This is a genomic window from Pseudoalteromonas sp. NEC-BIFX-2020_015 (assembly GCF_012952265.1).
Taxonomy (GTDB): Bacteria; Pseudomonadota; Gammaproteobacteria; order Enterobacterales; family Alteromonadaceae; genus Pseudoalteromonas; species Pseudoalteromonas neustonica.
In genome coordinates this window covers 22,470-44,601 of the sequence record NZ_JABCJL010000013.1, presented here as the reverse complement: position 1 = coordinate 44,601, position 22,132 = coordinate 22,470, and the positions used below count along the sequence as shown (strand labels likewise).

Genomic DNA, 22,132 nt, shown 5'->3' with positions numbered 1-22,132 from the left:
AATTAATTGTGCTAATTTTAAGTAATGGCAAGATTATTTGAGATAGGTATGCAAATAGCTATTCATGTGCTGATTATTGACGATGAGCCTTTAATCTTGAGGGCCCTAACAAAAGCGCTTGTAAGAGTAGGATCGCACATTGTTGTGACTGCCTTAACTGATGCTGATAAATGTATCGAGATAATTAATACTCAAAGTATAGAAATTGTTTTATGTGGAGTAGGGATGAGTAGTCATGTTACTCAAGAAACACTGATCTGTTTTCAACAGCATAGTCCTGCAACAATTCGCTGCATATTAAAAGGTTCTAACTTTGATGACTTATCGTGGCAAGCTGATGAAATAGCACATTTTTGTTTGGCAAAACCTTTCACTTATACGCAGCTGCATCATGTTATGCAATGCACGCAACGTTTGCTTAATTTAGCAATAGCACCAGAGCTAAAAAATTTGTTAGGGAAAATGAAAGGGCTGCCAGTAATACGCCAACAAGTTATACAAATCACGAATGCGCTTTCGCAAAAACCAGTTAATTTTGAAGTACTCATAGGGTTAATTTCACATGAACCACTTTTAAGTAGTAAGCTGATTCAAGCAGCTAATTCAGCTTTATTAGGCTTTGCAAGTGAAACAACCAATTTGCAGCAAGCTTTAATACGTGTGGGTACAAGTTTATGTAGGGCACTTGTGGTAAACAGTGAGGTACAGAGTCATTATCAAAAAATACTATCAAATAAGCTGCTAGCGACTATTTCAGATCATGCATTTGCACGAGCAAGGCAAGCCAAAGTATTTGCAAAAAAAGCGCATCTTTCCTCTCAATCACAAGATATTGTTTTTCTTTTAGGTTTATTAAGCGGTGTTGGCTCTATGGCGCTTTATGTATTAGTAAAAGAATTGAATGAAGGTGAGCAGACGTTGCTCTCTGAAGAGCTTATATCTGTATACATATTAAATTTGTGGGGTTTTTCAGAGCAAATTACCCAGGCAATGTTGCTGCCAAAAACGTTATCCCAAATAACGGATCCCATAATAGCAATACATTTTTTAGCGCGAGAAGTGGTTCAAACACCTGAATTTGAATTAACAGAAGGTGATATTCAGGCGCTAGAAAATCTCGATTTAGTTGTTTTAATACAGGAGTTAGTAACTATATGAAAGGTGTTATTTTTCAGTCGCTTGAAGGGTTGGTGTTAACTCATAGAGACATGGCTTGTTGGAATCAATTACTCGCTAAAAATGCACCGAAAGATCGTGCCTATGTATCAGTTAATAATTACCCTGATCAAGAACTAAATGCTCTGGTCAGTGATATTTGTATTGAGTTACAACTTAGCAGGGCTAAGGTGTTGAATCAATTTGGTCGCTATTTGTTTAATTATTTTATGAAGCATTATAGTGTTGTTGTAGGTCATTATTCGCATTTTGAAGCACTAATATTAAATATTGATAGTGTTATTCATAAAGAGGTGAGCAAGCTTTATCAAAATACAAATTTACCTACTATGGATTGTATGATGGTCTGTCCTGGGCATATCGTGATGCATTACCAATCACCACGGCAATTATGTTTTTTGGCTGAAGGATTAATTTATGGCGCTGGTGAGTATTTTTTAATGGATGTGACGATTGAACATGAGCAATGTTTACTTCGAGAGGATGAACGCTGCACTTTGAATATTTATTACCAGCCGGCTAAATAAATGACAATGGATATAGACTATAAACAAGCTTATCTACGTGAACAGTCAGCACGCTTGCAAGCGGAGCAACTGATTGAAGATAAAAGCCGTGTATTGTTTGCATTAAATGAAGAGTTAGAAAAGAAAGTAGCTGCTTTGGAGCATCAGCAAGCACTGCTTGTTCATGCGGAAAAAATGGCCACTTTAGGCACATTATCTGCGGGTGTTGCACATGAAATCAATAACCCTTTAGCCTATGCGATGAGTAATTTAGAAAGCCTTCAGTACATTAACCAGTCAGTGTTTAAGTTACTTGAGCTAAGCCAAAAGTTGGCTCAGGGAGAGGTGAGTGAGCGAGAGTTTCGAGAATTCCTAATAAATATGAATGAAATACATGCTTTTGACGTTATTAATCAAGATATTGTCGAGCTGATTGATGATAGTGTTGAAGGTTTGCGAAGGATAAATCAAATTGTCCGCAATTTACTTAATTTTGCACGCCCGTCAGATAATGAAAAAATTTTAGTAGATATGACCGATGGTGTAAATAATGCGCTTAAATTATTAAAGAGTCAGCTCAAGGGGGTTGAGGTGATAACTAAATTTCAGCCAATCCCGTTAACGTATTGCAACTTATCAGCTATTAATCAAATAGTTGTTAATTTACTGATTAATGCGAAACATGCATGCGAAAATTTAATGCAGAAGAAAGGTCGAATCTATATTGAAGTTAAGTTTTCTGATCCGCACATTATCATAGGTGTTGAAGATAATGGTTGTGGGATGAGCGAGGAAGTTAAAGGGCGTATTTTTGATCCGTTTTTCACTACAAAATCGGTGGGAAAAGGAACTGGCATGGGGATGCCTTTAGTGTATTCAATGGTGAGCGATCACCAAGGCGCAATTGATATTAGTAGTCATGCAAATCAAGGAACGAATGTACGGTGTTTATTTCCAGTGATTAATAATTGCTTTTAAATTGCTCAATAGTTAGCTAGTGTAATTGTAAACTTAAATAATAATCTCAGGGTGACTTATGCTTAATGAAAAAAGTACCATCATATTTAGCGACTATCTTAGTCAACATGCTGAATTTAAAGTAACAGACATTGATAGTGTGCTTGGTTTTATTTGTGGATTACTTGCTTGCTCAGAATTTTATGGGGAGTCAGAAATAGTGGGTTATATCGCGGATAAAAATGATCCGGCTTATGCAACTATGATGACGGAGTCACAAGAGCGAGATGCAATGATTACCTTGCTCGACAATATTACGCAAGCACAGGTTGAACAGAGATATTTTTTAGCTGAAACTTACCCACATTCAGACTCAGATACAATGCCAAGTGCGCGCTTGCAGCATTGGTGCAAGGGTTACCTGGCAGGTTATGAAGTAAATCAAGCTGTGTGGGAGCAAGATTTTAGCTTTTTGGTCAGTGCAGATAAGCAACAAGTTACGAATCAAGCTGATGGGCAATTATTCATTGATAATTTTGAAGCTACGTTGAATTTATTGGCAACGTTTTCTGCATGGGAAAATACATTAACGCAGCAGCCCGAACCAGACAAACTTAGTGCTAACTTCCCGTTGCTATATAAAAGCTTGGATGAAAGTTTAACGGCAATTGCATCAATGGCTTTGATGCTTGAAGATGAAAAATTATCTCAGTTTGAAGAAGAAGGTTAGAACTTTTATACCCTAAAAAGAATGATTCGAGAAGCATGATTTAAATAATCATGCTTTTTTTTGTCCAAAATTCAATCAAAAATAGTTATGAAGATAAATAATAGCTAAATATTGCATATTTCGACCATAGTAGTAGCTAAATATGTTTCTTTTTGTTGATAGATGTTGCTAGGATGTTTGGGAGGACGTCATTATGTAAATGACGAGCTATTAAATTAATAATTCTAATAATCTTTATATGAACTCAACTGTTATTTAAGGCGAGCTTAAAAGCAGAAATGAGTCAACAGGGTCGAACACACATGACAACACTTCGTTTAAATACACTGGCTATTGCAGTGGGACTGGCTTTTAGTGCCTCTTCGGTTATTGCAGAAGAAGCACAAGTCCAAGCAGAAAAAAACATTGAACAAATTTCAGTTTTGGGATCTAGAGTATCAAACCGAACTGTAACGGAATCTTCTTCTCCGATAGATTTAATTGATGCTGATACACTTAACAAAGGTGGCTTCACAGAACTTGGTCAAAGCTTACAAGCAACGGCACCTTCTTTTAATTTCTCGCGTACGCAAGTATCAGATGGTTCAGATTTATTTCGTCCGGCAACACTGCGTGGCTTACAGCCAGATCAGACGCTAGTGTTGGTAAATGGTAAGCGTCGTCATAATCAATCTATTTTCGGCTTAGTTGGCACCGTTGGTGCTGGTGCTGCCGGTACTGATATGAATGCGATTCCTTTATCTGCACTTAAAGGGGTTGAAGTGTTACGTGATGGCGCAGCTGCGCAATATGGCTCGGATGCAATCGCAGGTGTTATTAACTTATCATTGAATGATTCAACAGGTATTACAACAGGTTATTTTCAAGCTGGCAGTACGGGTGAGGGCGATGGTGATACCATATCGCTTGGTTTAAACCGTGGTTTTGATTTAGGCGATCAAGGCGGTTTTATAAACGTCTCTGCTGAGTATCGTGATGCTGACGGAACTAACCGTGCTGAACGTGATACCGGTGGCTCTGCAGCGGTATCTGCAGGTACATTATCTGATACCGTACGTTGGGGGCAAGGGAATTCAGAAAGTGAGTTTACGTCTTTATTTTATAATATGTCGTTACCACTTGATGATGCAGAATTATATTCGTTTGGTGGTTACTCTGAACGTACAGCGTTAGGCAATGGCTTTTATCGTAATTTTGATGCGGCCTCTAAAAATGTTACTCAAGTATACAGCGATGGCTTTTTACCACGTATTTATAATGAGGCGCAGGATATTTCGCTAGCGTTGGGCATCAAAGGCGACATTAATACCGACTGGGGGTACGATGTGTCAGCCGTGTACGGTGAAAATCAATATGATTTTACTTCACGTAACACACTAAATGCATCGTATGCAGCCGAGTATGTTTTAAATAATCCTAATGCGACTGATGCTGATATCGCAGCAAATTCAGGCCCAAATGGGGGATATTCGGGTGGTTTTCGTTTTGATCAAACAACCGTTAATGCCGATATAAATGGGATTATAGATATTGGTCGAAGTGAGCCTATATACCTATCCTTTGGTGCAGAATACCGTAAAGAAAACTATCAAATAGTGCCTGGTGATGAAGCATCATATGCATGTGGTTTAGCGAATCAGAATATTGTTTACCCTTCAGCAAATGATCCAAGTACCTCGGCTGAGTGTGGTTTCCAAGCTTACAATGGTTTACGCCCTGAGGCATCAAATAGCCAAAGTCGTAATAGCCATGCACTTTATGTTAATGCAGAGACGATGATTACGGATGCGTGGAATATCAGTACCGCACTTCGTTATGAAGACTTCTCAGACGCGGGTGATGATATTATTGGTAAGCTTGCATCTCGTTACGAATTGAATGATGATTTTGCTGTGCGTGGTGCGATTTCTAGTGGTTTTAGAGCACCTTCATTACAACAAAGTGCATATACAGCTTTTACAACAAACTTAGGTGATGGTGGTGTACTGGAACAATCATTTATTGCTAAAGCAGGATCAGATCTTCCTGTCGCTTTAGGCGTTGAAAGCTTAGAACTCGAAAGCTCTAAAAATGTTAGTTTTGGTTTTGTTTATGATGTAAGTAGCGAGTTGTCATTAACCGTTGATTTTTACCATACAGCAATAAAAGATCGTATTACTTTGGGTAACTTTATGAAGGCCGAAGATCTTGCGTTTAGCCCTGCGGCTGTTGCTGCACTTAATGCTACGGGAGCAGATCAAGCCGCTTATTTCTCAAATTCAGTCGATTCAACAACCAAGGGTGTTGATGTCATTCTTTCTTATCGCACAGATTTATACGATGGTGACTTTTCTGCAACATTTGCGGGTAATATTAATCGCACATACATTGATAAAGTAAACGCCCCCACAGGCGTCCCTAAAGAGATAGCTTTAGATGATACTCAACGCAGCTTTTTAACAAATGGACAGCCAGGTGAGCGTGGTACGTTAACGTTTGATTATGAGCGTGATGCAATGAGTGCAATGGTACGTTTTAATTATTTTGGAGAAACCGACGTTAAGTACTTTGGTAATGATCATATCGGTTTACCTGACTTCTTATCGCCAACAGGTGAATTTAAAGACACCAGTGTTGTTGAATCTGCGGTATTAGTTGATATTAATTTTGGGTATGAACTGAGTGAATCACTGACTTTTAACTTAGGTATTGATAATGTGTTTGATGTAACACCTGATGAATTAGGGAAAGATGAGGCCCTTGATTTTATTACAAATGGTGCATTTAAATATCCAGTTAGAGCATTGCCATATGGGTTTGATGGTATGACGTATTATGCAAAAGTAAGCTTTAGCTTCTGATGCACACCGAAGTGCCTTAAAAAGCGAATTTTGCTTCTGTAGGTACTTCGGATATATACCCAAGTCACCTCAATATGCAGACTTCAGCGTTTCACAGGTGTTTAATATCAAGGCGTTACTTTGCAACAATGGTCATCCCTTTTAATAAGTAACAACGCTGAGAGTAAGCGCCTGTGGAACGCCCAACGGGTTGGTTTAAAAGCGATTTATACAGCGTTATTGATTTTAACAAGGGAACAACCATTATTTGCAATCAATGCCTTGCCTAAATCGCTTTTAACTCCAACTGAAACTGCATCTTGAGGTGGCTTGGGTATAAGTACTTAGAATATATGCGAAGTACTCATTGTGCACATAAAAATATTTATTGAATGAGAATTAATATCAATATATAGTATTGATAATTATTCTCATTATAGGTGTTATTATGTTCAAGCCACTTTTTCTTTTAGCCTCCCTTGTTTTATCTACAGGTGTTTTTGCAAAATGCGAAGTCACTATTTCTGCTAATGATGCTATGGCATTTTCCACTAAACAGCTTGAAGTTGATAAAAGCTGTAAAACTGTAGCATTAACACTTAATCATACCGGTAAATTACCCGCCAATGTTATGGGACATAATTGGGTGCTTAGTGTGGCTGCTGATGTTAAAGAGCTGGCGATGGCAGGCATGCAAGCAGGGCTTGAGAATCGTTACCTTCCAAAAGATGACCCTCGAGTGCTGGCCTCTACAGAGGTTATTGGTGGTGGGGAGACTACGTCTATCGAGTTTTCAACAGAGAATTTGAATGCAGGCACTGTTTATAAATTCTTTTGTTCCTTTCCAGGACATTTTGCAATTATGCAGGGGGATTTTAAGCTAATTTAAAGGCTAGGGCGTGTTGACCTTTCGAGATTGATTTTGCAACAGTATGTTTGGTATTTAGGCAAGGCAGAGCCTATGGTGTGTGGTTGCTCCCCATAAATAGGCGAGAACACAGTATAAATGCCAAACATGCGCTGCCCAAAGGGTTCTCTAGATGCGATTAACTCTTTGTAGCTCGGTTTTTACTTAGCCCGCTAGGTTACAAATCTCTCGCCGCGATTAAATCTCCCCTAGGTTGAACGAATTTCACTCTACAAAGAACAACACGCCCTAGAATATATCTTTAAAATAGTATTAAAAACACTTGCTAATTAGCTAGCAAGTCCTACAATCCGCAGCAAGTACCATGGTACTTGCTACTTAATTTATTCACTTTATGAACTGGAAATATTAATGAAAAAACATAAAAAAGGTCAAAAATCTCACAATAACAGTGTTGATACTGGTCGAGGGGTTATTCGTGATAATGCGTTGGCAGCTTTAGTCACATCTAAAATATTTAAACCACAAATTGTATCAGCTAAAAAAGGCAAAGGGTCTTTTAAGCGCAACAAAAAACATGCTGGACAAGAGTCCTATTTAATCGCTGCATAATATAGTTGTGATCAAATAGGGCTTTTGCTGTTTTCGTTTAACAACTTTCACCTACTGAATAAAAATATAAACCCCGCTTAGATAATTTTTTTCTAAGCGGGGTTTTGTGGTTATATAGCTGTAATTATATTTCTGACGTCTTCATTCCATCACTTTACGTGCCCGTAAAGGGCAATAAAAAGCTCTGTAAACACTGATTATGCTGGTTAACTTTAGATTAACCTTGCGTTCATGTTTAATGCGTAAAATTCCCCAAACTTTATACGGGTATACAATTTTCAATTATAACCTATATAAAAACTAGACTTTATCATTACTTTTTGTTACTAATTTACCTGTTATATGTACATGTCTTTTTTAAATTAAGTTGACGTGCGTGTAAACTATGATAGCTTTAATGGCGATTTGTAAATTAAATGTTATTTTTAACCCCTGGGCGGAGGAGCATATGAGCTCATCAATGATAATAAAAAATGCTTTTAAGCTAAGTGCTTTGTCACTTAGTTTTATTGGCTTAAGTGCGCAAGCTGCAGTTGATTGCAGTGCGTTAACACAATGGCAAGCTGGTCAAACACATACTGGTGGAAGCCAAGTTCAAGCGCAAAATAATGCGTATGAAGCGAAGTGGTGGACGCAATCTAATCCAGCAGAGAATTCTGGCCAATGGCAAGAATGGAAAAAATTGGGTTTATGTGACAGCGCTGTCACAGAGAACTTAATACCAACTGTGACAGCTTTAGTACCGGCAAATAATTCTCAATTTAACGAAAAAGACAGCGTTGTCATAAGTGCGCAAGCATCTGATGCTGATGGCACAGTTACTAAAGTTGAGTTTTTTGTAGATGGTGCTCTTGTCGCAACTGATAGCAGTGCACCATTTAGTACAAATTGGCAAGCCGTCGTTGGTTCACATCAAGTTAGTGCTGTTGCTACAGATGATAAAGGTGCACAGTCGAGCGAAGTCATTAGTATGATTAGCGTGCAAGGCAGCGTAGTTGACCCAGTTAACCAGGCACCTGTAGCATCTATTTCATTCAGTACATTACCTGAGCAGCTTATCGTTGGTTCACAAGTTGTATTTGCACTTTCTGGCACAGATAGCGATGGTCAAGTAACGTCGTTGAGTTTTGCTGCTAATGGCGCAGATGTTCATCAAGCAAATTCAGCTGCAAGTAGCTATGCATGGCAAGCGACTGCACTTGGACAAGTCACATTTACCTTGACCGCAACAGATAATGAAGGCGCTACGTCACAAACAACAAAAGTACTTAATGTTGTTGAAGCTGGCACTCCTCCTGGTACGGGCACTGATTGTCGTCCTCAGGGTTTATACCAAACACCTGGTGTAAATACGCCTTATTGTACCGTATATGATGCCGATGGTCGTGAGATCATGGGTGCAGATCATCCTCGTCGTGTAATTGGTTACTTTACTAGCTGGAGAAATGGCGCAAATGGTCAGCCTAGTTATTTAGTAAACGATATTCCGTGGGACAAAATCACTCATATTAACTATGCGTTTGCACATGTTGATGCAAACAATAAGGTATCAATTGGCGATCCAAATTCAGCAGGTAACCCTGCAACGAATATGGAATGGCCTGGTGTGAGTGGCGCTGAGATGGACCCTAGCTTTGCTTATAAAGGTCATTTTAACCTTCTAAATAAATACAAAAAACAGCACCCACATGTAAAAACATTAGTGTCTGTTGGTGGTTGGGCTGAAACAGGCGGTTACTTCGATGAAACTGGTCGTGTTGCAAGTGGTGGTTTTTACACCATGACAACAAATGCTGATGGATCAGTTAACCATGCAGGTATTGATGCATTTGCACAAAGCTCAGTTGAGTTTATTGAGAAATATGGTTTTGACGGGGTTGATATCGATTACGAATACCCTTCATCAATGAAAGACTCTGGTCATCCAGATGATTTCCCTATTTCAAATGCACGTCGTGGTGGTTTAAACGCGTCTTATAAAGTACTGATGAAAAAAGTACGTGAAGCATTAGATCGCGCGGGTGAAAAAGCAGGTAAACATTATCTGTTGACTATCGCATCTCCATCTTCAGGTTATTTACTACGTGGTATGGAAACATTCCAAACTGTTAAGTACCTAGATTATGTAAATATTATGTCTTATGACTTGCACGGTGCATGGAATTCACACGTTGGTCATAACGCTGCATTATTCGATACAGGGCTAGACTCTGAACTTGCACAGTGGAATGTATACGGTACTAAAGAGTTTGAAGGTATTGGTTATTTAAACACTGATTGGGCTGTGCGTTACTTCCGTGGTGCTATGTCAGCTGGTCGTATTAATATCGGTATTCCATATTACACGCGTGGTTTTAAAGATGTAAGTGGCGGTACAAATGGTCTTTGGGGTCAAGCTGCACTTCCTAATCAAGCTGATTGTGCTAAAGGTACAGGCGTTGGTGAGAAGAATAAATGTGGTAACGGTGCATTAGGTATTGATAACCTTTGGCATGACAAGAACGACGCAGGTCAAGAAATGCCTGCAGGGTCTAATCCACTTTGGCATGTTAAAAACTTAGAAAACGGTATTGTTGGTTCGTATTTAGGTGTTTATGGTTTAACGCCAGAGACAGATCCTAACGATCAACTAACAGGCACTTATACTCGCCATTATGACAACGTTGCCGTAGCACCTTGGTTATGGAACGCAGAGAAAAAAGTATTCCTTTCAATTGAAGATGAAGAGTCTATGGCGACTAAAGTTGATTATGTAATCAACAATGGCCTAGGCGGTATCATGTTCTGGGAACTTGCTGGTGACTTTGATTACGATGCAGCTAAAGGCGAGTACTTCATGGGTTCAACACTTACCTCATTAGCGTATGACAAGTTTAATCAAAGTGGCGTTGCGTATGACGTACATGGCGGTAACCCAAGTTTCACAGTACCAACTGAAGCTGTTGATGTAACGTTTGAAGCAAAAGATTTCCCAATTGGTGATGATAACTACCCAATTAGCCCAACATTTGCGTTTACTAATAATTCAAATATTGATCTAAGCGGTGCGAAAATCTCATTTGATGTACCTGTATCAACATCGGCTATTTTTAAATCTAACTGGAATGCACAAGAAAAACTGGGCATGGCAGTAGAAGTAAATGGTTCTAATGCAGCAGGTAATAATATTGGTGGTTATGAAAATGAATTCCACCGTTTTTCAATCACGCTTAATAACGAATGGGGTGGTCAGCCTAAGGACTTCAGTGCAGGTAAAACTGTAAATGCACAAGTGATGTACTACATGCCAATCACAGGTCCAAGTAACTTTACTATTGAAAAAGATGGCAAAGTATACGCATTCAAATTTGAGTATCCAAAACTTCCAGATGGAACAACAGGCGGTAATCCTGGCGAGCCAGGTAATCCAGGTAACGGCGGTGGTGACACATCTGGTACATGTGAAGGTGTCGCTATTACAGCAATCCCTGTTTATCCAAATTTTGCTCAAAAAGACTGGGCAGGCAATCCAAGTCACGCTACAGGCGGTGATCTAATGGTTCACAATAACGCAGTTTATAAAGCGAAGTGGTGGACAAGTTCAGCACCTGGTTCGACGGCTGATTGGACTAAGAGCTGTAGCCTGTAAGTAATAATAAAACAATAAGGGGTAGGTAATTACTTGCCCCAACATTGAGTCTTTTAAAGGACAGAGCAATGACATCAATTAAATTTAAAACATTATCACTAAGTGCAATAGCAAGTGGTTTATTACTTACATTAATGCCAGCACAGGTGAGTGCGCATGGGTATATGGATACTCCTAAAGCTCGCCAAGCATTTTGTCAGGCAGATGCAGGTTATTGGTGGCCAACAGATGGTAGCAATATTCCAAATCTAGCGTGTCGTGCTGCCTTTTTAGAATCAGGTACAGTGCAGTTCGTTCAAGATATTGAATTTTCTGTAAATACGCCTGATTACCTAAATCAAGCAGCCGTAGAAGCTAAGGTACCAAATGGGTTGCTATGTGCCGGTGGTGATAATGCAAAACGCGGTATGGATTTACCATCGCCTCATTGGCAGCGCAGTGATGTGGTGCCAAATGCTAATGGTGAAATCCAAATTCGTTACCTTGCTGCAACGCCCCACAATCCGAGTTTTTGGCAATTTTATTTAACTAAACCAAGCTTTAATGCAGCAACTGATGTATTGACATGGGCTGATTTAGAGCTAGTGCAAGAGCACGCTAATATAGATTTTGTTAAAGATCCAGATGGTAAGCGTTATTACGAAATGAACGTTGCGATCCCGCAAGATCGTAGCGGTGATGCGATTTTGTATAGCCGTTGGCAGCGTAATGATGTAGTTGGCGAAGGTTTTTATAACTGTAGCGATATCAATATAGTAAATGACGCAACTCCAACAGATCCAAGTGTATGGACCAGCGTTGGTTACTTTGTTCGTCAAGGGCAAAACGCAATCGCGGGTGATACCGTATGGGCACGTTTGTTTGATGAAAATGGCCAAGAGGTTATTAATCAACAACTAAAAGTGACTACGCAAAACCAATCAAATTGGCAACAAGCACTTGCAACACAGCTAAATCTTGATTACGCACATTTAGTACAAATCGGTGTGCAAAACCAAGCTGGCGATGTTGTATTTAATGACGCCGACACTTTGATTAACCAAGTTTATAGCAGCAATGCTAATTATACCTACGCGCTAAGTGTGCAAGGTGCACCAGCTAATACAGCGCCTATTGTTCATACACCTGCTGATTTAGTCGTTGACGAAAACACCACAACAAAAGTGCACTTACACGCATTTGATGATGAGCAAAGTGTGTTGACTTATAACTGGTCAGTACCTGCATCGCTGAGCTTTACAGGTGGCGATGCAAATATTGAACTTAGTGCACCAGAAGTAACAGCTAATACCGATTATACGGTATCAGTGTCTGTATCGGATGGTGAACTTACTACACAAACTCGGTTTAAAGTGACAGTTAACGACATAACAGTTGTTGATCCTGTCGACCCAGTTGATCCAACAGTACCAGCTTGGGATAGCTCAGCGACATATCAAGCTGGCGATAAAGCGTCCTTCCAAGGCGTTGTGTATACAGCTAAATGGTGGAATCAAGGGCAACAGCCAGATAGTTCAAATGCGTGGAAGGCTGCATCTAATCCGGGCACAAGTACAGATTGGAATGCAGGAAAAGCCTATCAAGGTGGCGCAGAAGTAACGTATCAAGGACAGCGCTATAGCGCTAAATGGTGGACTCGAGGTGATACTCCTGGACAAGCCAGTGTATGGAAAAAACTATAACTTTATTACTAAGTTTTGTAGTTCAAACTTATTACCCAATAATTAAAACATGGATAAGAGAGAAATATGAATATTAAACATTTAACAGCAGCCATTGGTGTTGCATTATTCGCAGGTACGGCTACAGCTGCGCCATCAACACCTAGCTTAAATTGGGAACCTCAACAGTATTCTTTTGTTGAAGTAGACCTTGAAAGTAATGGCTCTTATAAGCAACTGGTCAAGCGTGTTGACACTGTTAACATCAACTTACAGTGGAATGCATGGAGTGGTACTGGTGGCGATAGCTATAAAGTGTACTTTGATGACATGCTTGTAAATGAGGGCGCTTTACCTGCAGGCACAAAAAGCGGCACTATTAGCTTCCCGTATGATAAATCTGGTCGTCATACGCTTTATATTGAATTATGTGAAGCTGGCGCAACATGTGCACGCAGCGCAGGTAAACCAATTGTAATTGCTGATACAGACGGTGGCCATTTAGCACCACTACCTATGGATGTTAACCCTAACAACCGTAACATCGGTACTAAACAAGGTTTAGTGACGGGTGCTTACTTTGTTGAGTGGGGTATTTATGGTCGTGATTACGATGTATCAAATATTCCAGCGCAAAATTTATCGCATTTATTGTACGGTTTCATTCCAATTTGTGGCCCTAATGAATCATTAAAAGAAATCGAAAACGGTAACAGCTGGCGTGCACTAGAAAAAGCATGTGCGGGTTCTAGCGACTTTGAAGTCGTTATCCATGATCCATGGGCAGCAGTACAAAAAGCACTTCCAGGTGTTGATGCAAAAGATCCAATTCGTGGTACTTATTCACAGTTAATGGCACTTAAGCAACGTTACCCTGATCTTAAAATCTTACCATCAGTAGGCGGCTGGACATTATCTGACCCGTTTTTCTCGTTTACTGAAAAAGCAAACCGTGACACGTTTGTAGCATCTATGGAAGAGTTTTTAAGAACATGGAAATTCTATGATGGTATTGATATTGACTGGGAATTCCCAGGTGGTGATGGCCCTAATCCAAATCTAGGTGACCCTGTAAAAGATGGTCCTGCTTATGTTGCGTTAATGAAAGAATTACGTGAGATGCTAGATAGGCTAGAAGCTGAAACAGGTCGTACTTATGAGCTAAGCTCTGCAATTGGTACCGGCTATGACAAAATACAAGATGTTGATTACCAAGCAGCAAGTCAGTATATGGATTACATCTTTGCGATGACTTATGACTTCTTTGGTGGTTGGAATAATGTAACAGGTCATCAAACAGGTATTTACTGTGGTGAGCACATCAGTGCTGGCGAATGTAATGGCACAGGTGTTGATGAAAATGGCGAACCACGTAAAGGCCCTGCTTATACAATTGATAACGCAGTGCAGCTATTACTTGCGCAAAATGTACCATCTAAGAAAATCGTTGTAGGTACTGCAATGTATGGCCGTGGTTGGGAAGGTGTGACACCGGGTAACGCTACAATTGCAAATAACCCAATGACAGCGCCAGGTAATGGCAAGCTTACCGGCACTAAAGCACAAGGTGTGTGGGAAGCAGGCGTTATTGATTATAAAGGCATTCAAGCATATATGGTTGGCGCATCAGGTAATGGTGTAAATGGCTTTGAAGTTGGTTATGACGAACAAGCTGAGGCGGCATATGTATGGAACCGCTCAACGGGTAAACTAATCACTTATGATAGCCCTCGTTCAGTGATTGCTAAAGGTCAATATGTAAACCAATATAACCTAGGTGGCCTATTTGCATGGGAAATTGATGCAGATAACGGCGATATTCTTAATGCAATGCATGATGGCTTAGGTGGTGTTGTTGCACCAATTAACAAAAAACCTGTGCTATCTGTAACAAACGCTGTAACAGTCAATGCGGGTGAGTCAGTATCTGTTAGCGCAACAGCAACCGATGCAGATAACGATACACTTACATACTCTTGGGTTGCTTCTGCTGAACTTACTGTAACAGGTACTTCAACAAGCACACTTGCAATCACTGCACCAAACGTAACGCAAGATAGCCAGTTTACTGCAACTGTAAGCGTATCAGATGGTAAAGCTACAGTAAGTAAAGATGTAGTTGTTAACGTTATTGCACCAGTAACGGGTGGCGACAACACCGCTCCTGTTGTAGATGCAATTGCCAACATTACAGTTGAAGAAGGTGCTTCTGCAGCAGTAGCTGTTGTAGCAACGGATGCACAAAATGATGCACTTACTTATGACTGGAATGTACCTGCTGGTTTAACACTTGTAGGTAATGGCGCAAATGTAAGCCTTACAGCTGGTGCAGTTGACGCCGACACAAACTTAACTGTTTCAGTTTCAGTAAGTGATGGCCAAGTTGCAACAACACGCAGCTTTACCGTAACAGTGACTAACAAAGACACCACAACTCCTCCAGGTGACACGTGGGATGCGAGTAAAGTATACACCGGTGGTGATACTGTTGTATTTAACGGCGTAACATACAAAGCTAAATGGTGGACTCAAGGTAACCGTCCTGATTTAGGTGGCGTTTGGGAAGCAACTACAAAACCAGTTGATGGTGGCGGTAGTGTAATTTGGCAATCATCAGCTGTTTATAACAGTGGTGACCAAGTTTCTCACAATGGTGGTAAATACCAAGCTAAGTGGTGGACTCAAGGACAAGAGCCAGGCAAAGCAAACGTATGGAAATCACTTTAATTAATACTTCACCCAAGCCTACTCTTGGGTGATTAATTAATGTGAAAAATACCTTTTAAAGCAGCTTCTGAGCTGCTTTTTTTTGTGTTTTCATTCTAATACTCCATACTAATAGTTAAAGAGTTTTAAAATGAGTATGCCACCTATCAAATATATTTTTATTCTGTTCGCTTTGATTGCGCAAGTCAGTATTGCATGTGAAAGAACTATGAAAATAGGGTTAGGGCAACCTTGGCCGCCATTTTACTTTGAAGGAGAGCAAACGTTATCAGGAATAGATATTGAAGTAACTCGTCTTATATTAAATAAAGCGGGGTTTTGCAGTGAATTCGTAGTTCTACCCTCTTCAATTCGAGGGTTGGTAGAATTGAAAAAGGGGCATGTCGATTTAGTACCTGCAGCAAGCTTTAGTCATCAAAGGGCGCAATATAGTTATTTTTCTATTCCCTATAGGCGTGAAAGGATGCGTCTTTTTTGGTATGAAGACGCTAAGTTATTTAATCACAACCTACAGAGCTTAATGAGTTTACGACAAACCTTCGTGGTAAACAACGGAGGGTATTACGGGAACGAGTTTGAATCACTCAGCAGTCAGGAGCAGTTTAAAGAGTTGATAGTGCGCGTGCCAATGATTAAACAACGCCTTTATATGCTCAAAGCAAAAAGAGTTGATTTTATGATTGATGATGAGACCTCTGGTCTGTATTTAATTAAACAAGAGAAAATAGCGGGTGTGACACTTCACCCTCATGTTGTGCATGATAATCCCATACATTTTATGTTAAGTCGTAAAAGCCTGTCTCATCTTGAGCTAAAAAAAATAAATATTGCTATCAGCAATAACCAAGCAGCAATAAAGCAAATTATCGAGAGTTATACCCAATCAAGACCATTTTTGGGTAACTCAACCTAAGCGCGTCACATTAAGCCTAATATGCCCCGCATTAGCACCATAAAAGCGCATTAAATCATTTGCAAATGGCGTGAACTCGCCTGATTTAGTCATTTTAAATTCGCCGCCTGCGGATATTTCAAACACATCATCATCTGTATAATTAATCGCGCCAATTAATGCAAACCATTGTGCACTCGCTAAGCGACGAAATGGTTCTAATATAGCCATCGATATTTCTTTTACACCTAATCTAACACCATCTCGATGCCAGCCTTGAGGGCCACACTTAATGCCGTCGTCATACCATTGTTGCTCAGGGTAGGCTTGAAAACGATAGGTTGCACCTTGTTCGAGCATTAGCCCTGTGGCGTTATATTGCTCTGCGGCATAAATCATCACATCAAGGTGTTGACCAATTTGTAGTACCGTCATATTTTGATTAACCAGTGCAATATGATCCCTGAAACCAATAAAGTTAAGTGTACGTTGATCTGCATATAGCAATTGATACGGTAAGCTTTTGAGTGACTCAGGGCGATAGCTAGTTAAATGATGAATACGTTTAGCAACACTATGATGAACATGAGGTAATAATTCACTTTTTTCATCGTTTACCAGCACTATGCATTCACGATCAACTAATTTAAAGAAGGGGTTAAACCAAAAGTAATTTTGCTGGTGGCTTAATGCAAAAGGGTCTGGGGTAACAGTCATGTCATCTTGTGCAATTAAAGCATGTTGACCTTGGGCAAATAATGATTGGTAGTCAATAGCTTGGCTGGTTAAAAAATGCAATGAAAGGGGTTGTTCTAAGAGCCACTCTATCGCAAAGCGCAAACAAATATCAGCCAATCCATCACGATAATAGCCGCCGCCAATATCAGAATGCGCACCTGCAAACCACACTTCTTGTACGTTTTGCTGATAATTGATTAAAGTGGGCTCAAAAGCACGACGTTTCTCGTCCAGCGCAACACAATGCAGTGCTTGCGTAATATTATTTGCTAAGGTGTGGTTTTCAAAAATAACGTGTTCAGCACCTCGTGTTGCTTTGGTGACTTTAGATAACCCAATGGAAGCAACAGTATCAAATACACATAAATAAACATGATGTGTGATCAAAGCTTCTAAGCATTTAGCAAAGCGCCGAGCTAAGGCGGCGCCACGACTAAAACCAGTTAATAAAACGGTGTCACCGCCAACATAATATTTTTTAAAATCGCTTATCGCATGATTTAAAATACTGGCTACATCGTCATCTCGCGGGGCAAATGTTTGGTTTAGAACGCGCTTTAGCCTGCTGCCTTTAGTACCAATGCCTTGATAATAAAAACTATGTTGTGATTCGAATTTCACCGCTTTTTCAGTGTTTAGCGTACCGCCTAACAATAAATGCAGTTTGAGGATATTAGAGATGCTGGCATCTTCTTTAAAGTGATCAGAGCTAAATTGCTCTGCATCACGAGGCTCACTTCCCGTGCCATCAAAATTGAAAATCAGCGTTTTGGGCGCCATAGCATCATTCCTTTATGTGGTTTATCTTACTTTACACAGCAAATATTAAAAATTGAAGACAGTTATTGCTAAATTATTTTGTCTAACAACTTTAGCTAAAGACACCGCTTGTAATAACAAGGCGCTTTCGCAGATATGCAAAATAAAAAATCACGATCGAAAGTATACAGTGATATTAAAGTTCACCGGGTTAACTTTAGTGCAACTTCATTTTTGGACGAACAACTCTCAGCACTTTTTCGCTTATCCACAGTGCAAATGTTTTCGCGCTGCCATGAATCGCACGTTGGTGCATTCGGTACAGTGAAATATACATAAAACGGGCTATTTTACCTTCGATAAAAAAGCTGTTACTGGTGAGATTACCCATTAAACTGCCTACTGTGCTGTAGCGAGATAGGTTAACCAACGAGCCATGATCGCTGTATTTAAAACTATTTAATGGCTGCTGGCGCAAAGTTGCAATAAGGTTTTTTTCAATACATTGCGCCATTTGATGAGCAGATTGCGCACGTGGTGGGACTAAGCTCCCATCAGGTTGTGTAAATGCACAACAGTCACCTAACACATAGATAAATTCATCATTGTTACTTTGTAGATAATCGTTCACTTTAATTTGATTATTGCGGGTTAGCTCAAAAATGTCGATCTCTTTAACAAAGTCAGGTGCTTTTACACCTGCGGCCCAGAGCATGATATCAGCATTAATCTGTTCATCATCTTGGGTAATAAAACCATGCTCAATTGCTTGCTTAACTTGCGTATTTTCGCGCACCGTTACACCGAGCTTTAATAGCTCTCGCTTAGCTGCGCTGGCAATACGCTCGGATAATGCGGGCAGAATACGTGGTCCCGCTTCAATTAAATGAATATGCAAACGTTTAGCCGACATATTCGTCAAGCCATAGATTTTTAATAAATCAGAGACATGGTAAAGCTCAGCACTTAACTCAACCCCCGTAGCACCACCACCAACAATGGCAATATTTAAAGCATGTTGTGGGTCGTCGTCTTGGTGTAAGCGAGTAAAGTTATCCAGTAATGCATGTTGAAAGCGTTCAGCTTGTTGGTTTGAATCAAGATAAAAGCAGTGCTCTTTAATACCTGGCGTGTTGAAGTCGTTACTTACGCTGCCAATGGCGATCACTAGGTAGTCATAATGCACTATGCGCTGGGGAAGTATTTGATGACCAAGCTCATCATTTAATGGGCTCAGAGTAATAGTTTTTTGCGTATTATCGAGGTTGCAAAAGGTGCCAAGTTGAAAATTGTAGTGGTGTTTAGCTGCATGCGCTGAGTAAACAACGCCGTCTAAATCGGCATCAATAGAGCCTGTTGCTACTTCGTGAAGTAACGGCTTCCAAATATGAGTGCGGTTTTTATCAATGAGTAAAATATCTGCGTGTTTTCTCTTTCCTAATTTATGCCCTAATTGTGTTGCCAGTTCTAAGCCACCTGCGCCGCCACCGATGATCACTATTTTAGGATGTGTGGTTATCATTACGTTGCCCTCAAAAGAATTATACTTAAATAGTCTGGGTAAACTACTTAGGTATGGCTATACCTTGGCAACAGGCTAATTGTGCGCCTTTTAAATATATTTGTCAGTAAAAAAGGCAAAGAAATCAAGCCACAAAAAAGGTAACATGGCAGTTTGTTAAATTTACGGCTATTATTTCCTTTATTAGGGAATTTACTACAAAGGAATAACATGACGGCTTCGCTAATTACTTCGCTTGAGCAACATTTTGGTTTTAATCAGTTTCGCTCAGGACAGCAGCAAACGATTGAGCAACTCCTCAATCAGCAATCTTCACTGGCTATTTTTCCAACAGGTTCTGGTAAGTCGTTGTGCTATCAATTAACCGCATTACATTTACCCAATCTCACTTTGGTTGTGTCGCCATTATTGGCCTTGATGAAAGATCAAATTAGTTTTTTAAACAGTAAAGGTATTTATGCAGCAAGCTTAGATTCCAGCCAAACCAGTGAGCAAAGCCACACCGTGATGAGTGATGTACGCGCGGGTAAAGTTAAAATACTGATGGTGTCGGTAGAGCGTTTTAAGAATGAGCGTTTTAGGGAATTTATTAATCAAGTTGCTATTTCAATGTTAGTGGTTGATGAGGCTCACTGTATCTCTGAATGGGGCCATAACTTCAGGCCTGATTATTTAAAACTACCACGTTACCGTGAAGAGCTGAATATTCCTTTAGTGCTATTGTTAACAGCAACGGCCACTAAAAAAGTAAAACGCGATATGAGCGAACGTTTTGCAATAGCCCCAGAATGCATTGTGCAAACGGGGTTTTATCGCGCTAATTTAGATTTATCGGTACTGAGTGTTAAAACGGCTGATAAAGCCAGTACACTTGCTAATATTGTCCGCCAGCAACAAGGCCCAGGTATTGTTTATGTGACGCTACAACACAGCGCTGAGCAAGTTGCTGCAGAGCTTAGCCGCCAAGGCTTACACGCTGTCGCTTATCATGCAGGGCTTGAAGATACGCTACGTTATGGTATTCAAGATGATTTTATGGCCGGTAAAATCAATGTCGTTGTTGCCACTATTGCTTTTGGTATGGGCATTGATAAATCAGACATTCGTTTTGTTATTCACTATGATTTACCAAAGTCGATAGAAAACTACAGCCAAGAAATAGGCCGGGCAGGGCGTGATGGACAACCATCGCAGTGCTTTACGCTGGCTAATTTAGATGGTTTAAACACGGTTGAAAACTTTGTTTATGGCGATACGCCAGAGCTTAGTGGTATAGAGCATGTTATTAATGATATTCGCCAACATTTAGATCAGCAACAGCGTTGGGAAATGCAAGAATATAGCCTATCTAGCGACAGTAATATTCGTCAACTTGCACTTAAAACACTGCTCGTTCAACTTGAAATGCAAGGTGCTATTACGCCACTTTACGCATATTACGCCGATTTTAAATATAAATTTCTGGTTGATAAAGCGCAGCTACTTGGTCACTTTGATGCGACACGACAAGCATTTTTAAACTTAATATTCAGCCACACCCAGTTTAAGAAAGTCTGGGGCGCACTTAATTTTGATACGCTCACTCAAGCCGCTCAAGTTGATAGAAAACGGGTGGTTGCGGCGCTTGATTATTTAGCAGAGAAAAACTTAATCGCGCTTGAAACCAAACGCATTACTCAGGTGTATCAAGTGCATACAGAGGTAATTAATAATCCTGAGCTTGCTCAGCAATTGCATAATTACTTTGTTGATAAGGAGCAAGCAGAGATCAAGCGTATAGCGGCACTTATTCGCTTTTTTGAGCTAAAAAGCTGCTTAAGTTATAACTTGGCTCGCTATTTTGATGACAACAAAGCGCCAGAGCAATGCGGGCATTGCTCGGTGTGTCGTGGGCAAGCAGTCACGCTTGAATACTCTATTACGCCTACCAATGTTGCAGATGATGTGATTTATCAAAGAACGGATGAATTATTGAGCCACTTGGCCGCAAAAGGTTTTAACAATATCGGTATAGAAACCCAATGTCGTTTTTTAGCGGGTATGAGCGTGCCATTATTTGCCCGTAATAAAGTACGGCAACTGAGTGGTTTTGGATTGTGCGAGCAGCAACGCTACAGTGAAATAAAAGCGAAACTACTGGCACGTTAGTTTTGCTCGTGTATCCTAAGCGGCTAACGTTATTTTAGTAAGCCGCTATGCCTCAAACCGTCATCCCTATTACCCCAATCGAAACAGTTACTAACACACCAGAGCCTGTTACATGCGCTAATTGCCAAGCATGTTGTTGTCAGTTAGAGGTACGTATAGTGACCGATACCGGTGTGCCATTTCATTATATTGAATATGATAAATGGGGCAGCGAAGTGATGAAACGCGCCGATGATGGCTGGTGCCAAGCTCTCGATCGCAACACTCTCATGTGCTCAATTTATGAAAACCGACCACTGGTGTGCCGTGAATTTGAAATGGCCTCTGGCGAATGTATTACCGAACGCGAGTTAGCGGGTATTTAGTGAGTTAAACTGAATAAACCCATT

16 protein-coding genes are annotated in these 22,132 nt (G+C 40.2%); 14 read left to right on the top strand and 2 right to left on the bottom strand.

What is annotated here, in order from left to right; translation table 11 throughout:
- The first annotated feature begins 24 nt into the window (after window positions 1-24).
- The 12 genes from HH219_RS11305 to HH219_RS11250 all read left to right on the top strand — a co-directional run bounded on the left by HH219_RS11305 (window position 25) and on the right by HH219_RS11250 (window position 16,597).
- On the top strand, window positions 25-1,158 hold the full coding sequence (locus HH219_RS11305; protein WP_169327507.1) for an HDOD domain-containing protein: 1,134 nt from the start codon (window positions 25-27) through the stop codon (window positions 1,156-1,158).
- The gene (locus tag HH219_RS11300) at window positions 1,155-1,703 is read left to right on the top strand and encodes a heme NO-binding domain-containing protein (protein WP_054204046.1); all 549 of its coding nucleotides are present in this window, start codon (window positions 1,155-1,157) and stop codon (window positions 1,701-1,703) included. Before HH219_RS11305 ends, HH219_RS11300 begins: the two co-directional genes overlap by 4 nt.
- Window positions 1,704-2,660 carry an ATP-binding protein gene (locus HH219_RS11295; RefSeq protein ID WP_169327506.1) on the top strand — a complete coding sequence of 319 codons (957 nt, stop codon included), beginning with the start codon at window positions 1,704-1,706 and terminating at the stop codon, window positions 2,658-2,660.
- 58 nt (window positions 2,661-2,718) lie between these two features.
- The gene (locus HH219_RS11290; RefSeq protein WP_169327505.1) at window positions 2,719-3,369 is read left to right on the top strand and encodes a UPF0149 family protein; all 651 of its coding nucleotides are present in this window, start codon (window positions 2,719-2,721) and stop codon (window positions 3,367-3,369) included.
- Window positions 3,370-3,671: 302 nt separating this feature from the next.
- Window positions 3,672-6,209 carry a TonB-dependent receptor gene (locus HH219_RS11285; protein WP_054452376.1) on the top strand — a complete coding sequence of 846 codons (2,538 nt, stop codon included), beginning with the start codon at window positions 3,672-3,674 and terminating at the stop codon, window positions 6,207-6,209.
- Window positions 6,210-6,329: 120 nt separating this feature from the next.
- A complete protein-coding gene (locus HH219_RS11280; RefSeq protein WP_249118507.1) occupies window positions 6,330-6,512 on the top strand; it encodes a hypothetical protein in 183 nt (60 codons plus the stop codon).
- Between the two features lie 124 nt (window positions 6,513-6,636).
- On the top strand, window positions 6,637-7,077 hold the full coding sequence (azu, locus tag HH219_RS11275; protein WP_169327504.1) for an azurin: 441 nt from the start codon (window positions 6,637-6,639) through the stop codon (window positions 7,075-7,077).
- A gap of 390 nt (window positions 7,078-7,467) precedes the next feature.
- Window positions 7,468-7,668: an alternative ribosome rescue factor ArfA gene (gene arfA / locus HH219_RS11270; protein WP_054204051.1), complete on the top strand. Its 201-nt coding sequence runs from the start codon at window positions 7,468-7,470 to the stop codon at window positions 7,666-7,668.
- A gap of 448 nt (window positions 7,669-8,116) precedes the next feature.
- Complete coding sequence (locus HH219_RS11265; protein WP_064435582.1) at window positions 8,117-11,296, top strand: glycosyl hydrolase family 18 protein; 3,180 nt, start codon at window positions 8,117-8,119, stop codon at window positions 11,294-11,296.
- 68 nt (window positions 11,297-11,364) lie between these two features.
- A complete protein-coding gene (locus HH219_RS11260) occupies window positions 11,365-12,978 on the top strand; it encodes a lytic polysaccharide monooxygenase (protein WP_169327503.1) in 1,614 nt (537 codons plus the stop codon).
- Between the two features lie 66 nt (window positions 12,979-13,044).
- The gene (locus tag HH219_RS11255) at window positions 13,045-15,684 is read left to right on the top strand and encodes a glycosyl hydrolase family 18 protein (RefSeq protein WP_169327502.1); all 2,640 of its coding nucleotides are present in this window, start codon (window positions 13,045-13,047) and stop codon (window positions 15,682-15,684) included.
- Between the two features lie 130 nt (window positions 15,685-15,814).
- Complete coding sequence (locus HH219_RS11250) at window positions 15,815-16,597, top strand: transporter substrate-binding domain-containing protein (protein WP_169327501.1); 783 nt, start codon at window positions 15,815-15,817, stop codon at window positions 16,595-16,597.
- Here HH219_RS11250 and HH219_RS11245 read toward each other — a convergent pair.
- Together HH219_RS11245 and HH219_RS11240 are read right to left on the bottom strand one after the other, a co-directional pair.
- The gene (locus HH219_RS11245; RefSeq protein ID WP_169327500.1) at window positions 16,589-18,094 is read right to left on the bottom strand and encodes a DUF2235 domain-containing protein; all 1,506 of its coding nucleotides are present in this window, start codon (window positions 18,092-18,094) and stop codon (window positions 16,589-16,591) included. The two genes, HH219_RS11250 and HH219_RS11245, sit on opposite strands and share 9 nt — an antisense overlap.
- Before the next feature lie 196 nt (window positions 18,095-18,290).
- Window positions 18,291-19,595 carry an NAD(P)/FAD-dependent oxidoreductase gene (locus tag HH219_RS11240; protein WP_054204056.1) on the bottom strand — a complete coding sequence of 435 codons (1,305 nt, stop codon included), beginning with the start codon at window positions 19,593-19,595 and terminating at the stop codon, window positions 18,291-18,293.
- A 210-nt stretch (window positions 19,596-19,805) separates the two neighbouring features.
- Here HH219_RS11240 and HH219_RS11235 point away from each other — a divergent pair, with 210 nt between their 5' ends.
- Together HH219_RS11235 and HH219_RS11230 are read left to right on the top strand one after the other, a co-directional pair.
- A complete protein-coding gene (locus tag HH219_RS11235; protein ID WP_169327499.1) occupies window positions 19,806-21,743 on the top strand; it encodes a RecQ family ATP-dependent DNA helicase in 1,938 nt (645 codons plus the stop codon).
- 47 nt (window positions 21,744-21,790) lie between these two features.
- Window positions 21,791-22,108 (top strand): YkgJ family cysteine cluster protein, encoded by a 318-nt coding sequence (locus tag HH219_RS11230; RefSeq protein WP_054452364.1) that lies wholly within the window; start codon window positions 21,791-21,793, stop codon window positions 22,106-22,108.
- Window positions 22,109-22,132: the final 24 nt, after the last annotated feature.